The following is a 26,866-nucleotide window of genomic DNA, read 5'->3' on the forward strand; positions in this document are numbered from 1 at the left end:
CAGGGGCACCAGTTGCACCTACAGGACCTTCAGGACCAATGGGACCTACAGGACCAGGAGCTCCAGGAGAACCCGCAGGACCCACAGGACCTACGGGACCAGTAGCTCCAGGAGAACCCGCAGGACCCACAGGACCAGTTGCACCGGGAGGACCAGGTATTATGGGTAATGGAACCTCAACCAATTGAGTAACGGGAACGTCTGGCCCAGGAACGAACTCAACGCCTGGTATTTGTGCTGGTTGTCCAGTTGGTACCAAAGTATCAAGAGTTGCAGGAAACGCTGATGTTAAATCTGGTAATAACGGAGAAATTTGAGATGATTCTAAAAAATTTAAATCCATTTCTTTCTCAAGAAAGTAATTTTTCCCAGATTATAAGTGAGAATTTCACTTTTGAGAATAAAAATTTTGTGATCTAGCTATCAAAAAACTAGGCAAATCTAATGAGTTAAAAAATGTTTAACTGGCCAAATACTTTCTCTCTATAAACCTAAATTTTTTATGAAGCAAAACCTTTAAATTCTTCATACTTAACTGAGATTGAAATAGATGCCATATTCAAAAACTTAAAAACTAATTTTGCTCTAAAACCCATTTTTAATAGTAGTTTCCTGAATACCAAACCATCAAATCCCATTCTGGATTATAATTACTCTTAGTCCAAATAGTTTACTTACTATCCACATAAATTCCATCAAATATTCTTAACTTTTCTTTATATAAAAAAATGCAAAATACAAAACTTAAAGATATGACAAAAAATAACGGTTCAAAAAACATTTAAGTAGCAAAAAACTGAAAAATAAATATAAAGACGTTTGATTTTTTATAAAGTTCCCTCCTGAAAAAATCAATACATTTAACTAATTAATTTAAAATTTTATTTTGAACTTGAAATCCTAAATTTACACTCAATCAAAATGACCTACTCAATAGACATTACTACTTTGGCTACCTTGGCACGTTGGTTAGCTCCTGACTTCAGTAACCAAGAATAAGCTTTTGATCGCCCACCCCTTTTTTTTGCCCATATTCGCGTCTATATGCGTCCACTTGCATATCAACTGCTCAATGGACTTACCCTTGATCTAGAGCAAGCTGATGAAATTACCCTCAATAAACTGAAATTATTCTCTTCAAAAAAACATATAGATATTGAAAACTACGCCATTGAAGAAGAAGAATTTTATGGAGGTGCCCGCAACCCCCAACGCCTAGAAAACCTCAAAAAATAACAAATTAAAAAATTACCAGGCTGTACTTTTATTAAAAAATGGACTGGTAATAGTTTTAGAGGTGAGGTAGAACCAGGAAAAGCTTGTACCGTAGTCCAGAAAGAGAAAACTACCTATCTAAACAGTCACTTTGAGATAGATGAACAGAAATTTATTAGCCATGACACAGAATGTGAGCCTGAACATAGATAAACAGGTATGGGGAGCGATCGCTGGACTTTTTGAATTTATCTGTTGGACTACCTTTGCCGATCAAGTTACAATTCGACATTTCCCTGTCATCGGTTGGTATATCTTACCCACAAGTTGTCAGACGAATTTCATAAAATTTTGCTACGTTAAGTTTTTTGCTAGTGATAGTTGGAGCTGATAAGTACAAATCTCTAAGTTATAGTTTCACATAATAATTTTAGTAGAAAGATTTTTTGGAAAATAGGTATAAAAATATTGTTGAAATTAGGAGCATGAGGCATTTAGAAATAAAAAGCATATCATAGATTTACCCATTGAATCTGAAAGGAAATAATTTCGCAATTTGATTTTCAGACTCTTTGCTGGCGTGACATGAAACCTTTAATTTGGCCTCAGCAAATCAATAACATCATGTTAAATGTCTTTCTTGTGGAATTATGCGACACCTTCCCTGGTCTAAGGTTGGACTTTCGGTACGCAACAAACCTTTGATTTAACCAGAGAGTGTCAAAAATTGCCAAGACCTGGTACATTAACCGAATATCAGTAAGCAAGATTCAAAGTAAATTTATGAAAGTCCTAGTAATTGGTGGCGATGGCTACTGCGGTTGGGCAACCGCTCTTTATCTTTCTAGTAAGGGTTATGAAGTAGGTATCCTAGATAGTATGGTTCGGCGGCACTGGGATATGGAAATTCAAGTGGAAACACTCACACCTATTGCCCCTATCCAAAAACGTATCCAACGTTGGAAAGACCTAACAGGCAAAAAAATTGACCTATATATAGGAGACATCACCAACTACGACTTCCTTAGTAAAACACTACGTCAGTTTGAACCAGAATCTATAGTCCACTTTGGTGAACAGCGTGCTGCTCCATTTTCTATGATTGACCGAGAACACGCTGTTATGACCCAGGTTAATAATGTTGTTGGTACTCTCAATATTCTCTATGCGATGAAAGAGGATTTTCCAGATGCCCACTTGGTTAAATTGGGAACGATGGGAGAATATGGTACTCCTAATATAGATATCGAAGAAGGCTATATTACTATTGAACATAACGGACGTAAGGATACTCTGCCTTATCCGAAACAACCAGGGTCTTTCTATCATTTAAGTAAGGTTCACGATAGCCACAATATTCACTTTGCCTGCAAAATATGGGGCCTCCGTGCTACAGACCTCAATCAAGGTGTGGTATATGGTGTTGCTCTAACTGGTCTTTTAGATGATGAAATTATCAAAGACGAACTTTTGATTAACCGTCTGGACTATGATGGAGTTTTTGGTACAGCCCTCAATAGATTTTGTATTCAAGCAGCAATTGGCCACCCACTAACTGTTTATGGATCAGGTGGACAAACTCGTGCCTTCTTAGATATTAGAGATACTGTCCGTTGCATGGAACTAGCGATCGCTAATCCCGCTGAACCAGGTAAGTTCCGAGTGTTTAACCAATTTACAGAAATGTTCAGTGTTCAAAAACTAGCAGAAATGGTAAAAACAGCGGGCAAAACTATGGGTTTAGATGTACAGATTAATCACTTGGATAATCCTAGAGTAGAATTAGAGCAGCATTATTTTAATGCTAAAAATACAAATCTACTAGACCTTGGTTTAAAACCTCATTTTCTATCTGATTCTCTATTAGACTCTTTGCTAAATTTTGCGATTAAGTATCAAGAAAGAGTGGATAAAAATCAGATTTTACCTAAAGTATCTTGGCATAGAGAAAAAACTAAACAATCAGATTCTGCACAAAATACAATAGTATCCAAAACTAAGGAAACCAATAAAGAATTAGATTCTGTACAAGTACAGTAACATCTAAAACTGAATAAAAAATATATCTTTTTTAAGAAATTTATATTCAGTATATGTAGTAATTTTACTTGTGGTTGGAATTTGATATAATCAATTTTATAATAGTTTAAACCTGAGTTTTATCTACATATTAAAGGTAAGCATTCAGCTATTACGGGTCAGCTCTTCCTAGGGAATGCTGCGCAAACAGCTTTTGATAGACCTTGCTTTTAATGGCAAGGTTTTAAAAATGAAGCAAGTATTCATTTAACTTCTACCATTTGGAAATCTCCCAATTACTTTTCCCTTCTTTAAAAGTAATATAGCTGACTGCTGAATGCTTACTCTTAAAGCAAGAGGTAAGAGATTTATTTATTACCTTTTCTAATGCAGAAACTAAGATATAAAATTACCTTAAGATTAAGACTTAGTTATATGCAGTTAGTCACCGAAAACTACTTAACTCAAGTTAGTAATTGGCCAGAAAAAGGTAAACATATATTAGCGCAATTTGATGAAAATTCTATAGTTGTCTATCAAGCATATAAACCAAAAATAGGTCGTTTTGCAGCCTTAAAAGGTGATTTTGGTGGTGAATTTAGCCTGAGTAGAATGAGTTGGATTAAACCTAACTTTTTGTGGATCATATATCGTTCTGGATGGGGAACAAAAACAGGGCAAGAAATCATTCTCGCTGTAACTATCAAACGTACAGCATTTGATGAAATTTTAGCTAATGCGGTAGATTCAAAATTTATTCCAACTATTTATAATTCTCAAGAAGAATGGAAAGAAACTTTAAAGCGATCGCTTGTTAGACTACAATGGGACCCAGACCATAACCCCATGGGTGGTAGATTGGAACGACGAGCAATTCAATTAGGACTGCGTGGTGAAACTCTAAATAATTATAGCCGAGATTGGATTATCAAAATAGAATATATTACAGAATTTGTACGACAGCAGCGCAGTAATAGAGAATCAAGTAAATGGATTAACTTAATTACACCAAAAGAAGATGTTTATCCAGTAAATAATCCTGAGATAATATACAAACTAGGATTATCAATATTGTAGATAAATCAAATAGGTAATAAGTATAGCAAGTCAGAAAGAAAGACGTTAGATTATTTCAGGCACAAAAAGTCTTAAGTTACTTATATAACTGAGTTTTGAGCTAATTTATAAATTGAGATACGCAACACAAAAAATTTATCACATTCTACTTAAATTTATTACTATATAAATCAAGATTCTTGCTAATATTTTTTCAGCTAATAAATTTATATTTATTAATTTATGAAGATAGCCCTTTTTACCGAAACCTTTCTACCAAAAATAGATGGTATAGTTACCCGTCTATGTCACACTGTTGAACATCTACAACGTGCAGGCGACCAAGTGCTAATATTTTCTCCAGAAGGAGGACTTACAGAATATAAAGGATCAAAAATTTGTGGCATTGACGGTTTTCCTCTACCCCTATACCCAGAATTAAAATTAGCAATACCAACTCCCACCATTGGAGACGAGCTAGAAAAATTTCAGCCAGATATAATTCACGTCGCCAACCCTGCGGTATTAGGTTTAGGTGGCCTATACTATGCGAAAAAACTGAACATTCCACTCGTGGCATCTTATCATACTCACCTGCCTCAATACCTACATCACTATGGTTTAGGAATGCTCGAAGGCTTACTTTGGGAATTACTTAAATCAGGCCATAACCAAGCAGACCTAAATCTTTGTACCTCTACAGCAATGGTAGAAGAACTAAGGAACCACGGCATTGAACGAGTGGACTTATGGCAGCGGGGAGTAGATACAGAATTATTTCAACCCCACCATGCAAGTCGGGAAATGCGCGATCGCCTCAGTCAAGGAAACCCCGATAGTACAATATTGCTATATGTTGGCCGTTTAGGTGCAGAAAAAGAAATTGAGCGTATTAAACCCATCCTGGAAGCCATCCCTAATGCTTACCTAGCCCTGGTAGGTGATGGCCCTAACAGACAAACCCTAGAAGAACATTTTGCCAATACTCCTACTCACTTTGTGGGATATTTGCGTGGTCAAGAATTGGCCTCTGCTTATGCTTCTGCGGATGCTTTTATATTTCCTTCTCGTACCGAAACTTTAGGACTGGTACTTTTAGAAGCAATGGCCGCCGGTACCCCAGTAGTAGCTGCCAATTCAGGAGGCATTCCTGATATTGTTACAGATGGAATAAATGGTTATCTATTCGATCCGGGTGATGAAAAAGGAGCCATTACAGCAACTCAAAACCTTTTAGCCCGCTCAGAAGAACGAGAAAGTCTACGAAAAAATGCCAGAGCTGAAGCCGAACGTTGGGGATGGTCAGCAGCGACTCAACAATTAAGAAACTATTATAAAAAAATTATCTCATCCTATTCCATGTTGTCAGCAGCTTAAAAATATAAAAAAAAAGGTTTTAAACCTTTTTTTTTGCTAAACTAACCATGCTACTGGACTGACACAGCTAAAACTGTGCAATAGATTTTAACTGGAAAATTCTTACTTTTGACTTTTGACTTTTGACTTTTGAATTCAATCTAATGCACTATTTAAGGTGTGTCAGTGTACTACTTTAGGTTGAAAAATTTAAGCAAAGCAAAATAAACTTAAGTTGGAGCCATTTAACTTTAACAAAAAGAAGTCGAAATGACATTCTCTAATGCTGCAGGCAGTATACTCGCAACATTGACTCAAGTTAATAGTATGGGTCTACTGGCAAGTCGTGTCAAGGATTTGCCAGTAGGAGAGTTTGTTTGTCTGCTGGACTTTATTACTGCAGAGTTTCATCAATATCTCCGGGCTATAGACTTAATTAATAATGAAGGTGTTGAAACTCTACTAGAACAACTATTAGATGCCTTTACTGTAAAAATTGGTCAAGTCCTGAAAGCAGATCAAACAAGTATTTTCTTGGTTAACCAAGAAAAAAAACAACTTTGGTACAAAACAATAGTTGAAAACACAGGTATATCTCAAGAGTGCAACTTACCAATTAATGTAGGTATTTTAGGTCATGTAGCTACTACAGGAGAAGCACTAAACATTGCCGATGCTAAGAGTCACCCACTATTTAATGAAGAGGTAGACCAACCTCCAGGTTATGATACCCGTACTATTCTTTGTATGCCAATTTTTAGTACCACTAACTCTCACCAACCAGTAGCAGTGGTACGACTACTGAATAAAGCAGATGATGTCCACTTCAATGAAGAAGATGAGCAACTATTCCGCTCTTTTGCTGATTCAATGGGGATTATTCTCGAAAGTTGTCAATCTTTTTATGTTGCAGCTCGGAATCAACGAGGAGTATCGGCACTACTTAAGGCTACCACAACTTTAGGTCAAAGTCTAGACTTGGAAACAACTTTAAGAGCTGTAATGGACCAAGCCCGTAATCTAATGCAGGCAGACCGTAGCACATTGTTTTTACTTAGTAAAGAGACAAATGAACTTTGGACTAAGGTAGCAACAGCGGATAGAAAAGAAATGGTGGAAATTAGAATTCCAGCAAATCGTGGTATAGCTGGTTATGTTGCTTCTACGGGACAAACTCTGAATATTCCTGATGCTTATATAGATCCTCGTTTTGACCCTAGTACAGACCAAAAAACAGGTTATAAAACAAGAAATATTCTGTGTATGCCTGTGTACAATGCTAAAGGTGAATTAATTGGGGTAACTCAATTAATTAATAAGAATCAAGGTAGTTTTACTGCTTCAGATGAACAATTTTTATTAGCTTTTAATGCTCAAGCAGGTATTGCTCTCCAAAATTCTCAATTGTTTGAAAATGTTTTAGTAGAAAAACAATATCAGAAAGATATTCTACAAAGTTTGTCTGATGTTGTAATTTCTACAGATATGCAAGGTAGAATTGTGACTATTAATGAAGCAGCTTTAGAAATGTTGGGTTGCCCTATTAGACATGAAGTTAAAGGTAAAACAAGTGGGCAAATTTGGGAGGAAAAACTGGTTGGTAAATATCTATGGGAAGTTATACCAATTGAAAACCTAAAGTTCCGGGTAGAAGACAGTCTAAATAATGGTACTAGACAATATGTTCCAGAACAAAATTTACGAGTAGGTTCATTTATTAACAAAGAGCAGGAAGAGGAAGAAGAACTAATCCACATCTTAGCAGTTCCAGACCTAAAAAATCCCAATATTTATTTTCCTTGGGGAGAAAACATATCAACAAATATCCAGGAAAATCAGATTCAAAATAATCACAAAAATCACAAAAATATTAGTAAATCAATAGATATATCAGAAATAGATCAAGTCTTTGAACGGAGTGTGAATTTAACAGTTAATCCATTGACAAATCCTGAAGGTGGCGTGCGTGGAGGGTTAGTAGTTTTAGAAGATATTAGTCAAGAAAAACGCATGAAAAATGCTATGTATCGCTACATGACACCAGGGGTAGCAGAACAAGTAATGGCATTAGGTGAAGATGCTTTACTTGAAGGAGAACGTAAAGAAGTAACTATTTTATTTTCTGATATTAGAGGTTATACAACTATTACAGAAAATCTAGAAGCGTCTGAAGTAGTTAAACTTTTGAATCAATATTTTGAGACAATGGTAGAGGCAGTATTTGACCATGAAGGAACTCTAGATAAATTTATTGGGGATGCTTTAATGGCAGTTTTTGGCGCACCATTAGCTTTAGAAAATCATGCTTTGATGGCTGTAAAAACTGCTTTAGATATGCGTCATCGTCTCCGGGAATTTAATTTATCTCGTCCTGATGAAACACAATTTAAAATAGGTATTGGTATTAGTTCAGGAGAAGTAGTTTCTGGTAATATTGGTTCCCAAAAAAGAATGGATTATACAGTAATTGGTGATGGTGTAAATTTGAGTTCCCGTCTAGAATCAATTACTAAACAATATGGTTGTGATATTATTTTGAGTGAGTTTACTTATGAACTTTGTAGAGATCAAATTTTGGTCAGAGAGTTAGATAAAGTTAAAGTTAAAGGTAAACAAAAAGCTGTGAGTATATATGAATTAATTGGTGCAATTTCTCAACCTATTGACCTGGAAACAGAAGAGTTTTTAGAACTTTATATTAAAGCTAGACAAGCTTATACAGAAAAGAAATTTGCCGAGGCAATTAATTATTTTGAGACAGCACAAAAAATCAGACCAGAAGATGAAGCAGTTGCTATACATATTGAGCGATCGCTTGACTATATAAAAACTCCACCACCAAATGATTGGGATGGTAGTTATACTATGACAACTAAATAATTGATAATTGATAATGGATAATTGATAATGAAAACTATCTCTAATTATCAATGTTTTTCCAACTTTTCCCTGTTCCCTGCTATAACTAATAACTGGGCTTTGCATAAATGGGGGATGATTTTAATAGTTTTGTGGAATGGGCATCTTGCCCGTTCCTGATATTTTCGGACAGGCAGGAACAGGCAGGATGCCTGTCCCACCCCACTTAATATTCATCCCTTAATTCAGCAACGCCCAAAATTATTTGTATATTTACTACTGAGATATATTTTTTGTTCCTTATTACCTCAAATACTAAATATGAAACTAACAATATTGGCAATTATCATTATTTTCTCCCAAATTTGCTGGATAAACTCAGCAAAAGCAGCCAACCGAGCAGCTATCAGAAGACTATTAGAAACTAATGAATGTCCAGGATGTGACCTCAGTAGAGCCAACTTATCTAATGCTAACTTGATTGGAGCTGACCTAGCAGGAGCAAATCTCGAAGGAGCAAATTTGTCTGGAGCTAACCTAGCAGTGACTATTCTTGCTGATGCCAATCTTTCTAATGCTAACCTCCAGAAAGCAACAATGAATGATGCGGATCTTCGAGGTGCAGATTTAACAGATGCTTATTTAGGTCATGCTAATTTATCTAGAGCTTATCTGACAAAAGCAAATTTAGAAAATGCTAATCTATTTCAAGCAAATTTGATTGAATCTCTTGCTAGTGGAGCTAATTTATCTAATGCAAATTTACGTCAATCATATTGGTTTCGAGCTAACTTAGAAAATGCAGATTTGAGTGAATCTAATCTTTTCAATGCTAATCTGCATCAAGCAAATTTGAAAGATGCAGATTTTTCTAATGCTAACCTGACTAAAGCAAAATTAATGGAAACAAATATCGCTCTTGCTAATCTCAGTGGAGCTAATTTAGAAGGAGTTAACTTGCGTGGTACAAGCATAAGTCCGAGTGTATGTTTAATCACTAATTTTATAGAATGTGCTACGCCAAAAGTAATTCCTGAAGTGGAATAAAAATTCTATAACGTTAAAAAAAACCCAGGGTTAAAAAAATTGTAGGGGCGGGTTTAACAGGAAAGCTGAATCTAAGTGCAATTAGTGAGCAAAACCCGCCCCCTAAATATTGGGTTTGTTTATCATTAGGGCGGGTTTATCTAAATCTTGGAGTAAGGATGAAAATTCTAGGTAAAACCCGCCCCTACTAGAATTGATGAATCACATCGCCATGAATAAAAGCCAGTAGGGACGCTCCATGGAACGTCCCTACTAATTAATGTTAAAAAAAATGTGGGGGCGGGTTTAACTGAAAACCTTGAGGTAAAAGCCATATAGTTCTCACTGAACCGCTCTCTAAATATTTCGTTAGTTTACGATCGCATAGGTAGGAGATCGCTAACAAGTGTTTATAATAAGCTGCCAATTTTAGATGATTTTCAAAATTTACTAAAACTAGGATTATAGAATATTTTTTTCAAAAATAGTAGATCCTAAAGTCTAATTTAGAGTTAATGGTAAAATTCCTGATAACTATAAATCTAGATTGAGCTACATTAGGCAAGGATAATGCGATCGCCTATTTTTTCTTGACTTTTTATTCTCTCACTAATCTTCAGTATTATTAGTTAGAGATGGGCGATCGCTCACCCTATCACCAGATTTTTGCTTAGGAGCTTTTCTTGCGACGGCTAGCAACTAAACCTGTCGCAACTACACCAAGACCAAATAATGCAGTTGGTTCAGGAACACGAACATCTAGATCGACTTGTGCATTATATGTACCACCACCTATCGCCGCAGTGTCTGAAAATTGAAGTGTTTCAGCAATAACTGAGAAACCAGTCTCTTCTATACCGTCAACTTTTGCCAATATACCTTGACCTTCAGCCAGCATAAATTCTATAGAGTCCGGACCGTTGAACATACCCATAAACTCAGCACCAGCTCCCCAAGTAACGCTTACTCCATTATCATAGGCAAAAACTAGGTCGTTGGTGAGTGCGTATGTAAACTCGGAACCACTGGAGCTAACATATTCAAATTCTGCTACATAAGCTGCTACACCTTGGACGGGGCTACCATCAAATTCAGGCAGAAAAAAGCCATTTTGGGTAGTAACAAAGTTAAGATCATAAGGATTAAACTCGATATCAAAAGTATCCCCTACTCCTGGTGTTACTTCACTAAACCAATTATCAGCACCATTACTAAAGGCAAGGCTACCTGCAACAGCTTCAGCAGCGCCAGTACCAGCAAATAAAGCACCTACAGCGAAAGGAATAGCAGCGATGGAAGCAAAGATTTGGTTTTTCATTTTGAAGAATCCTAATGATAATTAGTTATGTAGATTTTTACTCAGTAATTATGAGGTTAATACTTAGTTTCTTTACCCGTTATTCTAGGTAGAAGCTTTAGTTCTTCTCCGTAGTTTTAGCGGTTTGTGAACTTCTCTTGCCCTCATGAATATAAACTAGCTAACCTTACTTAAGCATTGCAAGTCTTTTTCCAAGTCTTTACCGAATCTTTAAGAAAATCTGCTGGAATTTCACTCAATTCAATGGTGTTTCACCAGAGATATTTTTAGCATAAGCTGTAATTTTTTTTACATTCAACCAGGTATTTACTATTAAGCCCATTACTATCTCATAAGCCCATTACTATCTCACACCTACGCTATATGTATGGAAAATGAAGAAAAAAGGATTTATATAGATTTTCAAGCACAATTCTACCGATTGTACCGGAAAATCAAGTAATGTTACCCAGGGATTTATACTGAATGAAAGCAGACTTTTGTGGCTAAGATGAAGTTATGGCAAAGTATGTACAAACTCATTTACAAATAGTCGGTAATCTGGTATGGGCACAAAATCCACTCAGGTGTCACAATATATATATATAGAAATCCTTTTTGATTAACGAAGAGAAACTATCATGGCTAATACCAGTAATTTCCGTCAAGCAATGCGTGAAGCCCAAGGCCAATCCTTAGTTGGCCCCAATGTCATTGCCAATGCTTTACCTTTTGTAGGGGGGGGCCTAGTTCTTACAGCAGTAGGTACATTTGGTGGCCTAGGAGTCTTAACTTCTAACCCAGGTATATTTATGACTACATTCTGGATAGCCCTCATCGCAGAATTAGTCCTATTTTTTGTTGCCCGTGGAATTGCGGAAAAAGGCAATAACAATGTAGCCCTACCTTTATTAGCTACTTATAGCCTGCTATCCGGATATACTCTGAGTGGTTTAGTATTTGTAGCTTTAAGTACCCAAGGTGTAGGTATTGGGGGAGTAGGTTTTGCTGCCCTGGGTTGTGGTGTCACCTTTATTGCAGCTCGTCAAATAGGCTCAAATTTGTCTGAAGAAGATGGCATGGCCTTAACAAAAACTGTTAGCCTCGGCATAATGGCTCTATTAGTGGCAGTTGTCGGCCAAGTTATTTGTAGCTTTTTTGGTATTTATACAGCAGGTTGGTTAGAAATAGCTATTTCTGGCATTGGTGTATTTTTATTTGCTGGTGCTGCAGTAGTAGATTTTTACATTTTGCCCCGTACTTATAGGGACGATCAGTATATTCCCGCAGCTCTCTCAATGTATTTAACCTATATCAACCTATTTATCTTTATTCTGCGACTAATAATTGCGATTAGTGGTGGTGGTCGCGACTAGGTATTAATAGCAGTAAATAGTTGATGGGTAGGGGTTTGGTGACCAAACCCCTGCTTTTGGTATTTTCCTTCCCTGGTAGCACAGGCTTCCAGCCTGTAGACACGATTTTAGATGATGGGGTGACGGGGCGGGTTCATTTAATCAAATGTTGGTATGATTAATTTCAACTGGAACCCACCCCTACTAAATGTTGATACAGAGGATTTCCGAAGAGCATGAGGTAGACTTCTCACAGGCAAGATGCCTGTGCTACAAACTAAGACTTTTTTGATTAGGAGGCGATCGCCATGGAAGTATTAGACATTAAACGAGAAATAGAAAATTTGTCCTCTCGCCTGGGAACAACCCAGGACTATCTTTGACATTCCCGCACTTAAAGCAAAAATCGAAGATTTAGAACAAATTGCTGCTCAACCAGAATTTTGGGATGACCAAACGACGGCACAAAATACTCTGCAAGAACTTAACGATCTAAAATCCCATCTCCAGCAATATCAACAATGGCAAAATAATCTGGAAGATACTAGGGCGATCGTTGAGTTATTGGAACTAGAAACAGATGAATCTTTGCTGGAAGAAGCGAATGTGACAATTTCTAATCTCAACCGCGAGTTAGATCAATGGGAGTTACAGCAATTATTATCTGGTTTGTATGACCAAAATGGAGCAGTTGTAACTATTAATGCTGGTGCAGGGGGTACAGATGCTCAAGATTGGGCAGAAATGTTGCTGCGGATGTATACCCGGTGGGGAGAAGAGCATAAATATAAGGTGCAGTTAGCCGAAATTTCTGAGGGAGACGAAGCAGGTATTAAGTCTGCAACTTTAGAAATTGTTGGTCGTTATGCCTATGGTTATTTGAAGGCAGAAAAAGGTACTCATCGCTTAGTCAGAATTTCACCTTTTAATGCTAATGGGAAACGACAAACCAGTTTTGCTGGTGTGGAAGTGATGCCTATATTAGATCAGTCTGTAGAGTTGGATATTCCAGAGAAGGATTTGGAAATTACCACTTCTCGTTCTGGTGGTAAGGGCGGTCAAAACGTGAATAAAGTAGAAACAGCGGTGCGAGTAGTTCATGTTCCCACAGGTCTTGCTGTGCGTTGTACCCAAGAGCGGAGTCAGTTACAAAATAAGGAGAAAGCTTTGGCATTACTCAAAGCTAGGTTACTGATAATTGCTCAAGAGCAACGCGCTCAAGAAATTGGAGAAATCCGGGGTGATATGGTAGAAGCAGCTTGGGGAAATCAGATTCGTAACTATGTTTTCCATCCTTATCAAATGGTTAAAGATTTACGGACTCAGAAAGAAACTACTGCCATTACAGATGTGATGAATGGTGAGTTAGATCAATTTATTGAAGCTTATCTACGTCAGGAAAATCAAATGGTAGAAAGTCAGTCAGCTTAATTTAGCTTTCAGCTTGACTCAAAGCTATTAAGCAGTCTGTAATAGTCTGTCAATATTCAATTGTTGGATAGCCAAGCAAAACTTGTAGTGCAGTGATACACCTTAAATGGTGCAATAGATGTAGGTTGGGTTGTTTGCGTTAGCATTGCATTTGCGTTAGCATTGCGTTCGCTTTAGCGTTGCGTTTGCGTTAGCATTGCGAAGCAAAGCAAAGCAAAGCATGGAACGTAGCTTGCTTCTCCGCAGGAGTAACCCAACAAAAATTTTGCTCCCGTAGGGACGTTGCATGCAACGTCCCTACCTCCGACCCCACTCCCCTACTCACTAATGCACAGTTTTAGCTGTCTCAGTCCAGTAGGGTGCGTATTTACTGCTAAAATTTAGACTGTGAAAGCCATTTAAAAATCTGTCGTAACGCACCATTGAATATGTATCGGTCTACTACCACCTTATAGAACCCATTTGGGATCTTATAGATTAGGAGTGTGGGAAGTGTGGGAAGTGTGGGGAGATGGGAGCCTAGATTCTACTTGTTTCCCCTCTGAGTATTTCTTAATCTCCTGAGGACTGTACGGGCGTTAACGATAGTTATGCGAAGCTAACGGCCGTTTCGCGGAGCGACATGTTTGCGGAGCATTCCGTCAGGAAAACGCCCCTACGACTCCTGACTCCTCCCTTCTTATTTATAACTATTCAAGCGGACATGATATTATTCAATAAATAGCGATCGCCTCAAAATCCTCTACGTTGTGATGATCTTTAAAATCAGAAATATCTTCTACGAATAAATGTTGATAATTCATTTCAAATGTGCCAAATAAAGTTGCAAAAGAAACATCAGTAGCATCCCGACCTGTACTAATTCTAATAATACCTGTAAGTGGTACTAATTTAGTCGGGTCGAACAAATACCAACGATTACCTAAATAAGCTTCAAAACAAGCATGAAAATCTGGAGGATTAAGATTATAAGCATAAGCAGAAACAAAACGAGCAGGAATATTTAATGCTCGACAAAAAGCAATACCTAAATGAGCAAAATCACGACAAACTCCTGTCCTTTCTCTAGCAGTATCAAAAGCTGAAGTTTGGGAGTTTGTACTGCCAGATAAATATTTTACTTTGTCATAAATCCAGTCACAAATCATCATAACTCTAGAATAACCAGGGTTTAAATTTCCAAACTCTGATTCGGCTAAACCAAATAACAAATCAGACTGACAATAACGACTAGGATAAAGATAAGGAATTGTTTCTACAGGTAAATTAGCAGGTGGAACTTCTGGAATATTATTGTTGTTGGCATAATAGTGAAATAATTTTACGGTTGCTTGATAAGAAATTTCAATTTTTCCAGTAAGGGCATTAACTCGAATAAATCTATTTTTTTCAGTGCTAGTAATATATTCATCTCTATATAAAGATGGATTAAGATATAGTTTTTCTTGTAAAATATTTTGACATTTATTATTAACTACTTGAATATTAAATAATATAGTCATAGGTTGATAAATAGTGTAATTAAGTTGACAACCAAGTTGAAATTTTTTCATGGTACTTTACTGCTTTGGTATTTTTATTACTACTTCTTCTGACTCTAAAACTGTCTGATAATTTAATGTCTTTCGGTATATTTTCTGGTAAAGGTAGATGACTACTAATTAATTTTAACTGGTTCCAACTGATGAACCAAGTTTATTGTGTACCATGCTTTTCTGTCAAAATTACATAAGAAGTAACGAGGGATATTAAGGACATTTTTCATGAGTTTTATTCTCCTGGATTTTCAACTATTATATAAATTTAAAATTTTTTTTATGATTTATATAAAACTTTAAATTAACTTTGAGTAATACCTGTATCGTAATGTATAATGATATCTTAACTTAAATTAGAAACCATCATTTTCATTAAAGTTAGAGAAAATAATCATGGTACAAGAAAAAATATTTTGCATTGGCTTACCTCGAACAGGAACAACTTCACTCTGTAAATTTTTGAATATGATTGGATTGGCAACCAAGCATTTTCCATTTGAAATATTTCAAAATACAAACTATACCCTTCTAGTTTTGAACATGATTGGATTGAAAACCAAGGATTTGCCATTTCAACTAGACCTTAACCTAAATAATCTATTTCTGAATAAATATGTAGGTTTTGGTGATAGTCCTATTCCCCTAATATATAAAGATTTAGATAGAAATTTTCCTAATAGTAAGTTTATATTAACTACAAGGTCTCTTGATTCATGGCTTGACAGTATGCAATGGTTATTTGAACACGGAAAGGTAAAATGGAACTGGTCTATAAAAGTACATATATATCATCATATTTTCTTAGGAACTAAGACATTTAGAAAAAGAATATTAGAACATAAATTTGCTGATTTTCATACAGATGTCTTGAGGTATTTTGAATCTCGTCCCAAAGATTTACTAATTTTAGATATGGAAAAAGGTTTTGGTACCAAAGAAATTTGTGATTTTTTGCAAGTTCCTGCTACTCAATTAGAATATCCTCATAGCAACAAAAGAACTACTACTACTTTTGATGAAAGAGTATCCTACGAATTTCGTCAGAGAAAAATATTACTAAATTCTTTGGTAAAAAAATTAGGAAAAGATTTAAAATAATTATAGTGTTTGTTAGCCTAGTATTGTGGAATATCGAAGCCTATAGATTAATTTCAAGAAATAATCATTTATATTGAATTATCACTACATATAGAGGACTACCCAATTTATTATAATTGGAAAATATTTTGATACTATGAAAAAGATAGCGATAATTATCAATCAACAATTTATTAAGTTATAATTATGAATAATCACGAAATAGGTTATCTTTATATTGCTACTGGAGACAAGTACATGAAAGAAGCAATTGTCTCTGCTACAAGCCTGAAAAAACTAAATGCAAAGGCTCATATTACTCTGGTAACTGATAAAAACATTAACAATTCACTGTTTGATGAAGTAGTTATTCGTCCTGCAGATATTAAACATTTTCAGGAAGGTTTGTTGTATAAAGTCAGGCATATTTATCATGGATCTCCCTACGAAAAAACTTTGTTTATTGATACAGATACATATTTCTGTGATGATTGTCAAGAAATATTTGAAACTCTAGATTTTTTTGATATGGCTGTTGCTCCAGACCCCACAGATCCTCATAAAGCCAGATTGCCTAAAACTAACAAAGTATTAGCTGCTTGTGAAACATATAATACGGGAGTTATTCTTTTTAAAAAAAGCTCGAATAATGAGTTGTTTTTTCAAAGATGGTTAGAAATATATGAATCAAAAATTATTAATAAAACTGTAGGAAAGGAAAACGATCAAACTTCTTTTATAGAAGCTTGGTTAGAATCTAATTGTAAAATGTATGTTCTATCTCATGCTTGGAATGCAAGGACTCCTTTCTTTTTTACTTTGAAGGATTCTGTAAAAATTATCCATGGTAGACATAGGAATTATGAAGTTATAAAAAACGAACTTAATAGATTACCAGGTCGGCAACATCGATGCTGGTTGCCAATACAAAAAAGAACTATTAAAAAGAAACAGGGATGGGAATATCAATTATCACTTATAACTGATAAAATAAAGGAGTATTTAAAGCTTTAAATGAACTAAATCTCAAATTAGAAAACTATCAACCCGGTTTCTTGAAGAAACTGGGTTTTGAAACTGACAGACTATTTCACAACTAAGGTCGCTGTAACCGATCTTAAAATTCTTGTGCCCAGACCTCAGCGACAGGTAATTCCCACCCTGGTAACAATTCTGGAACTTGTAAAACATCTCCATCCCTAAGCACAATTTTCTCAGTATTAAGGCGATAAACTTCCATTGTGCGACTGCGGGGATCTACTAATACTCCTACAGTCGTGCCATAAGTTAGAAACTGTTGAATTTTTTCTTGAAGTTTGGTTACAGAGTCAGTTTTAGATTTAACTTCAAAAATTAGGTCAGGTAATATTTCGGCATAATTTTCCGTAGTCTGGGGGAGGCGATCGCCACGAATAAAAGCAGCATCAGGAGCGCGAACATCTCCATCTGCATTTGGTAAACGAAAACCTGCACTGGAAGCTGTTACTCTGCCTAATTTTCGAGGTCGAACCCAGTTTAATAATAGATTAATAATCATTGCTGCTATTTCATCTGATTCTAAACCTGAAGGACTCATAACGATAATTTTTCCTCCTACTAATTCCATTTGATGGTCTGGGTGTTCGGTTGTTAATTTTTCTAGGTCTTTTATTGTTAGATTTGGCATGGTTATTAATTATTTCCCAATACAAATATTATGTCATTTTTTGATGTTAATTGTTCAATTATTCAGGGCAAACAGAATGGTCTCTATCAAACAAAACTATATAATAAACTGCATCTACCCGAAATCAAAAAATTCGCTTTTTTTCATCTATTCTCATTTCTGACAATTTAATATCTTCCGGTATATTTTCTGGTAAAGATGGATGACTACTAATTAATTTATAACCTGTTCCAACTGATGAAGCACGTTTTTTGGAACCGTGAGTTTTTATCTGCGCCCAGGTATATTTTTCTATTTTCTTTAGTCCTTGAATTAAGTCATTAATTTCTGAGGAATTCCAATCAGACAAAATCCAACGATTTTTATCTGTGTATGTAAATCTAAAGCTAGGATTTTCATTGTCGGTACTACTTTCTAATGGTGGGGTTGCTTGAGCAGGAATTTGTCTGCCTTTATTTTTTCCTGGAAGATTTTTTATTCTATTTTTTCTGCTCAACTTAAGCCTCCACCATCTCCGAATAGAAAGCTTTCATATCGTCTTGAGAAATAATATTATTCGATGGTTGAGCAGGTTCTAAATCTTTTCTTGCATTTAGCCAAGGAGGTTCTGAATGTGTTAATTCTTTTAGGTATCTAGCGCTTAATTCTCCATAAGTATTCCATACTTCCTCAAGAACTTCTATTTCATCTTTTTCAAATTCTATTTCTAATTCGTCTGGTGCAGGAATATCTCGATAGTTGTAAGATTTATATTCATTCCAAACATCACGAATAACATGTCCGTAAACCCAGGCTTCAATATCTTGAAAAAACAGAGGTTTATTTCTAAATACTAAACTCCAAGCTTGTGCATAATATACAAGTTTTTGTAGTTTTAGAGGAGAGATTGTATCCCCTGCTTCTCTGTCAACACGACATAAAAAATAGCGGGCTATATCAAGGGCATTTTTCATATAATTTATTCTCCTTTTAGAGCTGATTATCTCGACTTTCTCTTGATATCGATCATTTCTGTTAAGTAATTGGTGACATTCCTCTGAATTAAAACCTAGTTCCATCAAAAAGCAAGCTTGCAAAATGAAAGAAAGTAATTCTATTAAATCAGGTAATTCTTCTAATTTAGCTGATTTTTTATCTTTAGTTTTATTATCGTGAACAAAATCGTTTCTCGTTGCTGTAATTTTAGCAGAAAACGATTCTTTATCATTAATTAATTGATTGGTTACTTCTGGTATTAATTCAGTTAAATCTATCAACCTTTGTTTTAAGCCTGGATCATTCTTAAGCTGAAGTTTTTCTTTTGCCCATTGTTTATACTCATCAGAAAGACTATCTAGACTATCTAAAACTGCTTTTCGACGCTTTTTATATTCATCATCTGGCAAAATTTGTCTGTTTATTCGACGACGATGATAAGATTCTGCAGCTTGGACAAGATTAATAAATTTATTTTCTAAGTACATATCTGGTTTGTATCTGATACTGAAGAATAAATTAAAAATACTATCTAATTTTTCCCAAGAATCAAACCATTTTTCCAGAATTGAGGAAAAATCACTCTTAATTTTAATATCAGATAAAGAAAAAAGCATCTTAGGTTTAATAAGTAATTTATCTGTTTTTTTTCTTTCAGGGTATATAGTTTGATAGATAGCTTCTATAGGAATTTCGTCTAGAATGTCACGACTATTTACTCTGTGTAGAAGATGACCGTGACGGGAATAAAGTTTTAATTCAGTAATGCAGTTAGTTCTATCAGTTGCAAAAGTTATAAAATTATTCAGAGGATGTATGAATTTAGAGTGAAAATTTTTAAATGAAAGTTCTTCATTGGGTTGAATGATGAATGATGCAAATTGCTTAAAGTCAATATTTACAAAATGTTTATTGGAGTAACTATAATCAAGAGAAAATTTTCCATCTTTTGTAGTTCCTTCAATCGTTTCAGGACGAGTATATATAAATCTTAATTCTTCTTCTTTATCCTGATATGGTAATTTAGTTTCTTCTCTAATACGAGGTAAGTCAGCCCAGTCAGATAGATAACTATACTCTACTCTAGCTTGATTAAACAATAGTTCATCTGGCTTAGTAAAGTATCTGCCAATCAAAGCAAACTTTGAATAATATAATTCACTTGAAAAAATAGTAGAATCACAAAGAGTAATAATATTTCTATCTGCAAATCCTAAAATAATTGGAACATCAGGAGTTGATTTCAATTCTCCAGTAGTTGATACCAATTCTCTAGTAAATGAGCCTACTATCAGTTGGAGAAATGAATCCATTAGTTGAAGTTTAATTCCTTCATCATTTGTAAATGTCAGAGTACCAGCTATTTTTTTATCTGGATCTGACGGCAACCACCAATATCCTGAATATTCTATATTTTCCATTTTTAAACCTGTAATTAATAACTATTAGTAAGACTTAATTTTTTAAAACTATGCCCTATTTTTTAATTTCGGGCATAGCTTAAATAATAACATTAATTAAGGGACTTGACCGACACATATTCAATGGTGCGTTACGACGAATTGCTAAATACTTTTCACATTCTAAATTTTAGTCGTCTAACGCACCCTACAAATTTTGCTTCAAGAAATATTCTCCCCTCTCCTCGCAGGAGAGGGGTTGGGGGAGAGGTCAACTACTTCACAACCAACGTTGTCGTTGCCGATCGCCCAAATTCTTCGGGTGCATATTGTAGTCGTGCTTCTGCTCCTGGCCAAATAAATGTTCCGGGAGTCACAGACCTGACTAAATAATGTAAGGTATACACTCCTGGGTTTAAACGGTCTGCATAAGCTTCGACCCGATCGCGATATATCTGTTGATATCCTATTTGCCAACTATCAGCTTTTGCTTTGACGGCGGAAGTGGAGGTTTGGAAACTGGTGTCAACTGCTTCTAAACCTGCTGGTAGTGGGTCGCTTATTACTACATGGTCTACGGGGCGGTCTGTAATAATTTCGATTCCAATATCAAAGACTTGCCCTGCACTGACATCTAATGTTGATGGCACTTCAGATATATCCATTCGTTGCAAGACGGACGTTTCATGCAACGTCCCTACGGCACGAATTTCCCGCGCTACTCGCAAACCGTTGTACCTTCCTGGTTGGTTTCCTGGGAGGCGATAACTGTATTCAACTAAATAGTGCAGTTTACCGTCTCCTGATTTTTCCAAGACTAAATCTGATTCACCTTTTGGCAACACATCCATTGCTACATTCAGAGATAGATTTGGATTTTCATAACCTTGAAAACGAGCTGCATCTAATTGTTTGCCAGATAATTTGGCGGTTGTTACAAAGTCTGGTGGAGCGGGTTGGGTATTGCTATAAGTAACCAACGCGGTCAATGCTTCGGCATTATCATAAGTTGTGCGCCAGGTGCTGTCGCGCCGTAAGTTGAGCAGACTTTGTAATAGTCGGTCTAATACTTCTGGTTTGGCGTCACGGGTAATAAATAGTCGCAATGCTTGAGCTTGACTTGCCGTAGTTGAATTCATCCATCCCCAGGTGGACGGTAAATTTAATGTAGCACTGCGCCCGGTTTCATAGACGCTTTCCTGAATTTCGTTAAACATTTCCTCTGACTGTTGGCGCCATTCGGGGAACGTGGATAGGTAACGCGCTAGTTTGATTTGGTCTAACTGCGACAGTTTTTCCCGTTGTTGATAAATATCTGACAAAAAGCTATTGCGGGTGTCGCCTAATTCCGACAACGCCATCAACGCATCTAAGCGGAATTGATTTCGACAAAGTTGTTCGCTGCAATAATCATATTTACCTGGGTCTGCTAATAAGTCGTTTAAGTAACTCCGCAGACGGTTTAACATTGACTCATCTACTAAATTTGGGAATGCTTTTTTTGCTTGAGCGATCGCCTCTGCAGCGTAAGGAGTCAAGTAAGGATTAGAATCTTCTCGCCCTGGATAGTAAGCAAAACCACCGTCTGGCAGTTGCAACGTTTCTAATTTTTCTAATGCTAATCTTGCTTGTTGTTTCGGGTTGAAATCTACAAATGCTTGGTTGTATTTTTTACCTAATATTTGTAGGTTGGAGGCGATCGCTAATTGACTTGCTACTGGTTCGAGAAATGGTAGTTGGTCTTTTTTCAATACTGCTTTTGCAGGAGCTGTAATTTCTGGTATCAATGTACTTGCTAGAGAAATTTCGAGACCTCCCACATCTGGCATCACATTTTCGGTAATATTTAGAGGAATTTGTACTTGGGAGTTAGTAGTACCAGATTCCACTACACTTTCACTTGCTGCTAAAGACCGGACGGGTAGAGAAACTTGAAACCCATCAGTGTCGCGGTTATTCAGGTCGGTCGAAAATTGCACTTTTGCCTCACCCGGTTGTTTTGCTTCCATCGGGAAACGATAAGCGTTAGTACCGGAGTCTGCTTTTGTTTTTAGAGTTTCTGTAGTTTGGGAATTTTCAGCAAACAAAATATTCTGACTAACTTCCCCATCTATTTTGAGACTGCCTTTTTTGCCAGTATTATTGGTAACTGCTACGCCACCCTCAAATTTATCGCCGATACGAGCAAACTGAGGCAACACAGGATTTGACATTAAAGGTTGAGTCGTAATAAAAGTTGCCTCTCCATTACCAAAATGTAAATCTCCATCAGTAGCAACGGTCATTACGCGCCAAGTTGTTAGATCGTCTGGCATCCTAAAACTTACCATTGCTTTACCCCGGTCGTCCGTAATTACAGACCCATTGTAATAAGCTAAAGACTGAAAATCTTTGCGGATGCGTGTGCCCGCAGCACCAGAGGATAAACCACCACCGAAACCCCAACCTTTTCTTAGGGGTGATGCCATCTCTGCCATTGTTACTTCCTCGCGGTTATCGTTGAAACGGGTAGATATTGGTTGCTCCGCGTAGACAGTCTCAACTAAATCTGGTGGTCGATGACCGCTCAGTTGCAACACCGCTTCATTCACAACCATCACTGTAAACTGACCTTTAGTTGCTTCTCCTTGACTATTTTTTACTGTCAACTCCACATTTTCCATTGCCCCCGGTTGCACCTCCAGACGTTGGGGTTTGACTTCCACGTTTAAGTATTTGTCTGCCAAATTGATATTGAATGGAGTAAAGCCAACTTTCATCAAATCTTCGACGCTTCCAGGTTCCACATTTTCCAGTGGTTCACCTTGCCGTACTAATACCGCTTGCACCGCAGCATTGGGCAACATTTCCTCAGTCACTTGAAATTGAATTTCCGGTGCGCCACCTGTAACTTTTGTAATTTTTTCATAGAAAGGTTTGTCGCGAACGACGGCAAAATACAATTCTCCTTCTGGATAGGGCGACTGAATTAAAGCGGTGGCAGTTTCCCCTACTTGGTATGTGTCTTTGTCGAGTTTGATTTCTAGGCGTTTTTCGTTGCGACCTCCCCAATAAACTCGCTCTGCTCCGGTTGCCCAAATCTGAATATCGGTGGCAGTAATGTCATCTTCAGCATTGGCAAAGTTGGCACGAATGCGATAACTACCAGATTCGGGGGCGGTGAGGTTGACGGTTTTGGGTTTGTTGTTGCTTTTGACGTTTTCTGTCGCAACGGTTTTGTATTCCACCTGATATCTGGGGTTGCGACTACCAGCAACTACTTGAGTGACAGTGCTGTATTCCATTTTTTGTAATTCCAGCAGAATATTTTCTCCAGAAACTGCTTTTCCTTCAGAGTCGGTGACAATAATTTCTACCGGGAATTTTTGATTAGCTTCGGCAACAAACTTACTTTTTAAACCTATTAACTTCTCACTTGGTAGAGCGGTAAATGTTTGAGTGTCAGCTACAGAAAGATTAGATATATCTGTTACTTCTACATCTACTCGATAAGTCATTGGGTAGGGTAAATCTTTCCCGACTGTAAATATTTGATTATTCGCACCATTATTATCTAGCACTACATTTTTTTGCAGCACATTATTAGGAATAGTCGGTGCTTTTTCCGGCCAAAACCATCGACGACCAAAATCAAATTCTTGCCAATCTTTAGGAGTAAATTCTGTTTTTTGGCGAGTCAGATAATATTTAGCCTTGGCTCCTTGCACTGGGGAACCAAATAAATAATTACTTTCAGCTTCCACCCCAATTTCTTCAGCAAGAAAAGCAATTTTTTTATCCAGTTTCAGGTCTACTTTAAAATTAGGTGGTTTAAATTCAGCAACGCGAAATTGCCCATAAATTTCTACATCATTTTCTCCTTTCGCCTCCACATTGTAATAACCCAATGGCTGATTACTATCCAGAGGAATTTCTAGAGAAAAAGTACCAAATTCATTAGTCGTTTGAGTACCTAAATTTTTCTGATTACCATCTGGGTTATTTAGAGTAACTTGATAACCTGTATTTTTGGCTTGTTTCAAGTTGCCATCTTCCAAATAATAAGCAGCTCCAGTCAACCAAACCTTTTCCCCTGGTTGATAAAGTTCTCTATCTGAAAAAATAGTACCCCGTGATTGAGGTTTTCCACTATCCCAACCCGAATAAATACCATAACCATAAGTACCACTATATTCCTTAGTGCTGGCAAATGCCCAATCTCGATCTTCTTTGGCAATTACTAATAATTCCGGTCCTTGAGAAAAACGCTGACCGTTCATACATTTTTGTAAATCTGTTTTACTCAAATTTAACAGACCAAATTCATTAGTTTTTCCCGTAGTACAAGCAGTAGGTTTAGGTTGAGATTTAGCATTTAATTGAGACTGATAAATCTCCACATCTGCCACAACTGGAGAACCATCATCCAGATGATTTACTTTAATAATTCCCGACTCTGGGAACCACTGAGCAAATACTCCTAAATTAGTTAGTTGTACTAATCCATAAAATGTTGGTTCCTGCCATTTTTTCTCACCATTTTGTTGATAAGAATTTGTTCGTGCTTGAACTCCATAAGCTAACATTCCCGTCTGACTGCCGAGTTGTTCTCTTAGGGGAACTGCGGCTTCAGTAATTTGATTTTTTTCTCCAGACATAGGGTAACTTTTCCACTGTTTAGTTGCGGGTAATAAATTCTTCCTATTTTTTCTGGGATAGGCTGATTCTGTGTAAACTAAATCTGTTGGTTGTACAACTCTATAAGCTGCTTTATATTCCGAATTTGGCAGATTTACTGTAGAAATATTCAGTTGTAAATTTTGACTAGATGGGAAAATATTTAAGCCACCAGGCACAGAAATTTCGGCAGATAAATCTCCTGTTTGATAATCTAATATTACTGGCTGACTTAATACTTGCCCAAATTTATCTTTGAGATTGGCGCCGATAGTAATTTTATAGTTTGTATCTGGTTCTAATAACCAAGGATTGATACTAACAATATTATAATTATCATAAGCTTGTATCAGATTTTTAGTCTCTTTTGGTGCTGGTTCAATAGTAATATTTTCGACTGCTGAATCTGGTACAATTCCATGATTAAATTCCAACATGGGATTACCTTTAACAAATCTATCGCTTCCCTGGGAAAATTTGAGTTGGGAAAATTCAAAATTAGAGTAGGTTTCTACTTCACTAACAAAAGGTGTTTGACTAGGTAAATTACCTTTCAATGGCTGAATACCAGAGTCAAATTCCAAACGATATTTGGTACCTTTTTCCAGAGTTACTTGGGGAGTAATCAGATAATTCCACTGACGCAAAGAAGAGTCAAATGGTTCTATGGGAGGTTGTTCTTCTTCATCAGTTTCTAATGTTTCTAAACTAACTGTAAAAGGTAAGCTTTCTGTCTTACCATCTGGCAAAAGTTTTAAATTTTCTGTGATTGAATCTAAATCCAATTCTACATTTGAGGTAAACTTTAGAGTCGGATTTATATCAATCGGTTCTAACCTTCTATTTTTCTCTTTGCTAGTTGGTAAATTCGTTAATTTGACTGGTTCAGTATTGAAAGTCCAGGCTAAATCTTCATCTAATTGATGATTTTTTAAATCAGATAAACCAGCTTTTAAAGTAACTTTTACTCTAGTAGATTTAGGAAAAGATTCCGCTGCTTGAAACCCTACCATTTTCGGAGTCAAAAATCTGAATTGACCGGGTAATTCTGGGAAAATTTCAAACTGCTTTAATTTTTCCTGTTGTTCTGGAGAATCTAAAGTTTCCAAAGGAATTAAAGGCTCTTTAAACCGAATCCGAATTTGATTTAAAGGTGCTGCTTCTCCCGTCGGACTAATTTGTTCTATCCACTCCGGTACTGTCGGATTAACTATTAAATCTACCATTGGTAATTTTTCCTGTTGTGAGGTGGTATTAAAAATACCGCAGGCTCCTATTACAAATGTTAGGAAAAATCCTAATACAAAATGTTTCCAATATTTTCGGATCATATTTTTTGAATTTTACGAAAGTTTTTATCTACAATAGTGTAGATGTAGTTTTCCTGAATAAAATAGACAAGTTTATCTATTTCTAATAACGTATTATATCTCTAATGGTTAAAAGCGACAATCAATAATTTGTAATTTTTTGGGAAATAAAGCACCATAAGCAACAGGGAACAGAAAATAATAGACATGACTTTAGACTTTTGAAAAAATGTCAAGTTTTTGTATTTATTATTAAATAAAAGCTCGGAAGATTAATTTACTAATAAACTGTTAAAAGCCTTAATTTCGGCAATATTTAATTTAAGCGATCTAAAAGTTACAACAACTAATGCCAGCAAATTATAGAACCTATTTGGGATAAAATATAGATGGGGAGTAGGAGCGATTTGCGAATCCGCCCGTAAGGAAGTAGGGAAGAGTCCGAGATGGTGAAGCAAGGGAGCCTATATTCTACCTTTTTCCTCTATTCTATATAATTACTAATCATTTGTTGAAAAATTATTAAAAGATTATAGACAGATATGGTAAAAATAACTATAATAAAAATAAAAGCCATTTAACGAAATAAAAAGTTGTTTTTGTAATGAGGATTTTAACTCCATGAACTAA

Annotated in this window: 16 protein-coding genes and 2 pseudogenes; 11 read left to right on the forward strand and 7 right to left on the reverse strand. The window is 36.2% G+C overall.

Going from position 1 to position 26,866, the window contains the following annotated elements; all coding sequences use genetic code 11:
* A pseudogene (locus tag ACP6PK_RS01935) lies at positions 1 to 343 on the reverse strand (collagen-like protein); the annotation flags it as partial.
* Between the two features lie 701 nt (positions 344 to 1,044).
* Between ACP6PK_RS01935 and ACP6PK_RS01940 the strand changes: the two are divergent.
* The 7 genes and pseudogenes from ACP6PK_RS01940 (at position 1,045) to ACP6PK_RS01970 (ending at position 9,552) form a co-directional block, all read left to right on the forward strand.
* Positions 1,045 to 1,428 (forward strand): annotated as a pseudogene (locus ACP6PK_RS01940) (CpcT/CpeT family chromophore lyase).
* Positions 1,397 to 1,606 carry a hypothetical protein gene (locus tag ACP6PK_RS01945; protein WP_426557289.1) on the forward strand — a complete coding sequence of 70 codons (210 nt, stop codon included), beginning with the start codon at positions 1,397 to 1,399 and terminating at the stop codon, positions 1,604 to 1,606. The pseudogene ACP6PK_RS01940 and the gene ACP6PK_RS01945 overlap by 32 nt, the downstream one beginning before the upstream one ends.
* A 392-nt stretch (positions 1,607 to 1,998) precedes the next feature.
* Positions 1,999 to 3,255, forward strand: coding sequence for an NAD-dependent epimerase/dehydratase family protein (locus tag ACP6PK_RS01950; RefSeq protein ID WP_426557291.1), 1,257 nt, complete (start codon positions 1,999 to 2,001; stop codon positions 3,253 to 3,255).
* Positions 3,256 to 3,621: 366 nt separating this feature from the next.
* Positions 3,622 to 4,311 carry a DUF4291 domain-containing protein gene (locus ACP6PK_RS01955; RefSeq protein ID WP_426557293.1) on the forward strand — a complete coding sequence of 230 codons (690 nt, stop codon included), beginning with the start codon at positions 3,622 to 3,624 and terminating at the stop codon, positions 4,309 to 4,311.
* A 222-nt stretch (positions 4,312 to 4,533) separates the two neighbouring features.
* Positions 4,534 to 5,667, forward strand: a complete 1,134-nt coding sequence (locus ACP6PK_RS01960; protein ID WP_426557295.1) for a glycosyltransferase family 4 protein — start codon at positions 4,534 to 4,536, stop codon at positions 5,665 to 5,667.
* 249 nt (positions 5,668 to 5,916) lie between these two features.
* Positions 5,917 to 8,526 carry a GAF domain-containing protein gene (locus ACP6PK_RS01965; RefSeq protein ID WP_426557297.1) on the forward strand — a complete coding sequence of 870 codons (2,610 nt, stop codon included), beginning with the start codon at positions 5,917 to 5,919 and terminating at the stop codon, positions 8,524 to 8,526.
* A gap of 300 nt (positions 8,527 to 8,826) precedes the next feature.
* A complete protein-coding gene (locus ACP6PK_RS01970) occupies positions 8,827 to 9,552 on the forward strand; it encodes a pentapeptide repeat-containing protein (RefSeq protein ID WP_426557299.1) in 726 nt (241 codons plus the stop codon).
* 649 nt (positions 9,553 to 10,201) lie between these two features.
* On the opposite strand, the gene ACP6PK_RS01975 is transcribed toward ACP6PK_RS01970, so the two are convergent.
* Positions 10,202 to 10,849 (reverse strand): PEP-CTERM sorting domain-containing protein, encoded by a 648-nt coding sequence (locus ACP6PK_RS01975; protein ID WP_426557301.1) that lies wholly within the window; start codon positions 10,847 to 10,849, stop codon positions 10,202 to 10,204.
* Positions 10,850 to 11,469: 620 nt separating this feature from the next.
* On the opposite strand from ACP6PK_RS01975, the gene ACP6PK_RS01980 reads away from it, so the two are divergent.
* Both ACP6PK_RS01980 and prfB read left to right on the forward strand, forming a co-directional pair.
* Positions 11,470 to 12,204, forward strand: a complete 735-nt coding sequence (locus ACP6PK_RS01980; protein ID WP_426557303.1) for a Bax inhibitor-1/YccA family protein — start codon at positions 11,470 to 11,472, stop codon at positions 12,202 to 12,204.
* A 287-nt stretch (positions 12,205 to 12,491) separates the two neighbouring features.
* Positions 12,492 to 13,614, forward strand: a protein-coding gene (prfB, locus tag ACP6PK_RS01985) for a peptide chain release factor 2 (protein WP_426557305.1) whose coding sequence is annotated in 2 segments (ribosomal slippage) — positions 12,492 to 12,563 and positions 12,565 to 13,614 — 1,122 coding nt in all. Because the reading frame shifts where the segments join, the coding sequence is not laid out codon by codon here.
* Positions 13,615 to 14,327: 713 nt separating this feature from the next.
* Here the strand turns inward: prfB and ACP6PK_RS01990 are convergent.
* A complete protein-coding gene (locus tag ACP6PK_RS01990; RefSeq protein ID WP_426557307.1) occupies positions 14,328 to 15,167 on the reverse strand; it encodes a transglutaminase-like domain-containing protein in 840 nt (279 codons plus the stop codon).
* Between the two features lie 378 nt (positions 15,168 to 15,545).
* Here ACP6PK_RS01990 and ACP6PK_RS01995 point away from each other — a divergent pair, with 378 nt between their 5' ends.
* Together ACP6PK_RS01995 and ACP6PK_RS02000 are read left to right on the forward strand one after the other, a co-directional pair.
* The gene (locus ACP6PK_RS01995; protein ID WP_426557309.1) at positions 15,546 to 16,250 is read left to right on the forward strand and encodes a sulfotransferase; all 705 of its coding nucleotides are present in this window, start codon (positions 15,546 to 15,548) and stop codon (positions 16,248 to 16,250) included.
* A 186-nt stretch (positions 16,251 to 16,436) separates the two neighbouring features.
* The gene (locus ACP6PK_RS02000) at positions 16,437 to 17,243 is read left to right on the forward strand and encodes a putative nucleotide-diphospho-sugar transferase (protein ID WP_426557311.1); all 807 of its coding nucleotides are present in this window, start codon (positions 16,437 to 16,439) and stop codon (positions 17,241 to 17,243) included.
* A gap of 103 nt (positions 17,244 to 17,346) precedes the next feature.
* Here ACP6PK_RS02000 and ACP6PK_RS02005 read toward each other — a convergent pair whose 3' ends face one another.
* From ACP6PK_RS02005 to ACP6PK_RS02020, 4 genes are all read right to left on the reverse strand, one after another.
* A complete protein-coding gene (locus ACP6PK_RS02005; protein WP_426557313.1) occupies positions 17,347 to 17,895 on the reverse strand; it encodes a Uma2 family endonuclease in 549 nt (182 codons plus the stop codon).
* Between the two features lie 124 nt (positions 17,896 to 18,019).
* On the reverse strand, positions 18,020 to 18,391 hold the full coding sequence (locus ACP6PK_RS02010) for a hypothetical protein (RefSeq protein WP_426557315.1): 372 nt from the start codon (positions 18,389 to 18,391) through the stop codon (positions 18,020 to 18,022).
* A 1-nt stretch (position 18,392) separates the two neighbouring features.
* Positions 18,393 to 20,291, reverse strand: a complete 1,899-nt coding sequence (locus ACP6PK_RS02015; protein ID WP_426557317.1) for an ApeA N-terminal domain 1-containing protein — start codon at positions 20,289 to 20,291, stop codon at positions 18,393 to 18,395.
* A 254-nt stretch (positions 20,292 to 20,545) separates the two neighbouring features.
* Positions 20,546 to 26,257, reverse strand: coding sequence for an alpha-2-macroglobulin family protein (locus tag ACP6PK_RS02020; RefSeq protein ID WP_426557319.1), 5,712 nt, complete (start codon positions 26,255 to 26,257; stop codon positions 20,546 to 20,548).
* Between the last annotated feature and the right edge of the window lie 609 nt (positions 26,258 to 26,866).

Source organism: Dapis hubbardiae BLCC-M172 (genome assembly GCF_050016015.1).
In the GTDB taxonomy this organism is placed as follows: domain Bacteria; phylum Cyanobacteriota; class Cyanobacteriia; order Cyanobacteriales; family Microcoleaceae; genus Trichodesmium.

What these genes read in the sequence shown, in the direction of transcription:
- ACP6PK_RS01945 (WP_426557289.1), top strand. Translation starts at nt 1,397, where the DNA reads ATGACACAGAATGTGAGCCTGAACATAGATAAACAGGTATGGGGAGCG.
- ACP6PK_RS01950 (WP_426557291.1), top strand. Translation starts at nt 1,999, where the DNA reads ATGAAAGTCCTAGTAATTGGTGGCGATGGCTACTGCGGTTGGGCAACC.
- ACP6PK_RS01955 (WP_426557293.1), top strand. Translation starts at nt 3,622, where the DNA reads ATGCAGAAACTAAGATATAAAATTACCTTAAGATTAAGACTTAGTTAT.
- ACP6PK_RS01960 (WP_426557295.1), top strand. Translation starts at nt 4,534, where the DNA reads ATGAAGATAGCCCTTTTTACCGAAACCTTTCTACCAAAAATAGATGGT.
- ACP6PK_RS01965 (WP_426557297.1), top strand. Translation starts at nt 5,917, where the DNA reads ATGACATTCTCTAATGCTGCAGGCAGTATACTCGCAACATTGACTCAA.
- ACP6PK_RS01970 (WP_426557299.1), top strand. Translation starts at nt 8,827, where the DNA reads ATGAAACTAACAATATTGGCAATTATCATTATTTTCTCCCAAATTTGC.
- ACP6PK_RS01975 (WP_426557301.1), bottom strand. Translation starts at nt 10,849, where the DNA reads ATGAAAAACCAAATCTTTGCTTCCATCGCTGCTATTCCTTTCGCTGTA.
- ACP6PK_RS01980 (WP_426557303.1), top strand. Translation starts at nt 11,470, where the DNA reads ATGGCTAATACCAGTAATTTCCGTCAAGCAATGCGTGAAGCCCAAGGC.
- ACP6PK_RS01990 (WP_426557307.1), bottom strand. Translation starts at nt 15,167, where the DNA reads ATGAAAAAATTTCAACTTGGTTGTCAACTTAATTACACTATTTATCAA.
- ACP6PK_RS01995 (WP_426557309.1), top strand. Translation starts at nt 15,546, where the DNA reads ATGGTACAAGAAAAAATATTTTGCATTGGCTTACCTCGAACAGGAACA.
- ACP6PK_RS02000 (WP_426557311.1), top strand. Translation starts at nt 16,437, where the DNA reads ATGAATAATCACGAAATAGGTTATCTTTATATTGCTACTGGAGACAAG.
- ACP6PK_RS02005 (WP_426557313.1), bottom strand. Translation starts at nt 17,895, where the DNA reads ATGCCAAATCTAACAATAAAAGACCTAGAAAAATTAACAACCGAACAC.
- ACP6PK_RS02015 (WP_426557317.1), bottom strand. Translation starts at nt 20,291, where the DNA reads ATGGAAAATATAGAATATTCAGGATATTGGTGGTTGCCGTCAGATCCA.
- ACP6PK_RS02020 (WP_426557319.1), bottom strand. Translation starts at nt 26,257, where the DNA reads ATGATCCGAAAATATTGGAAACATTTTGTATTAGGATTTTTCCTAACA.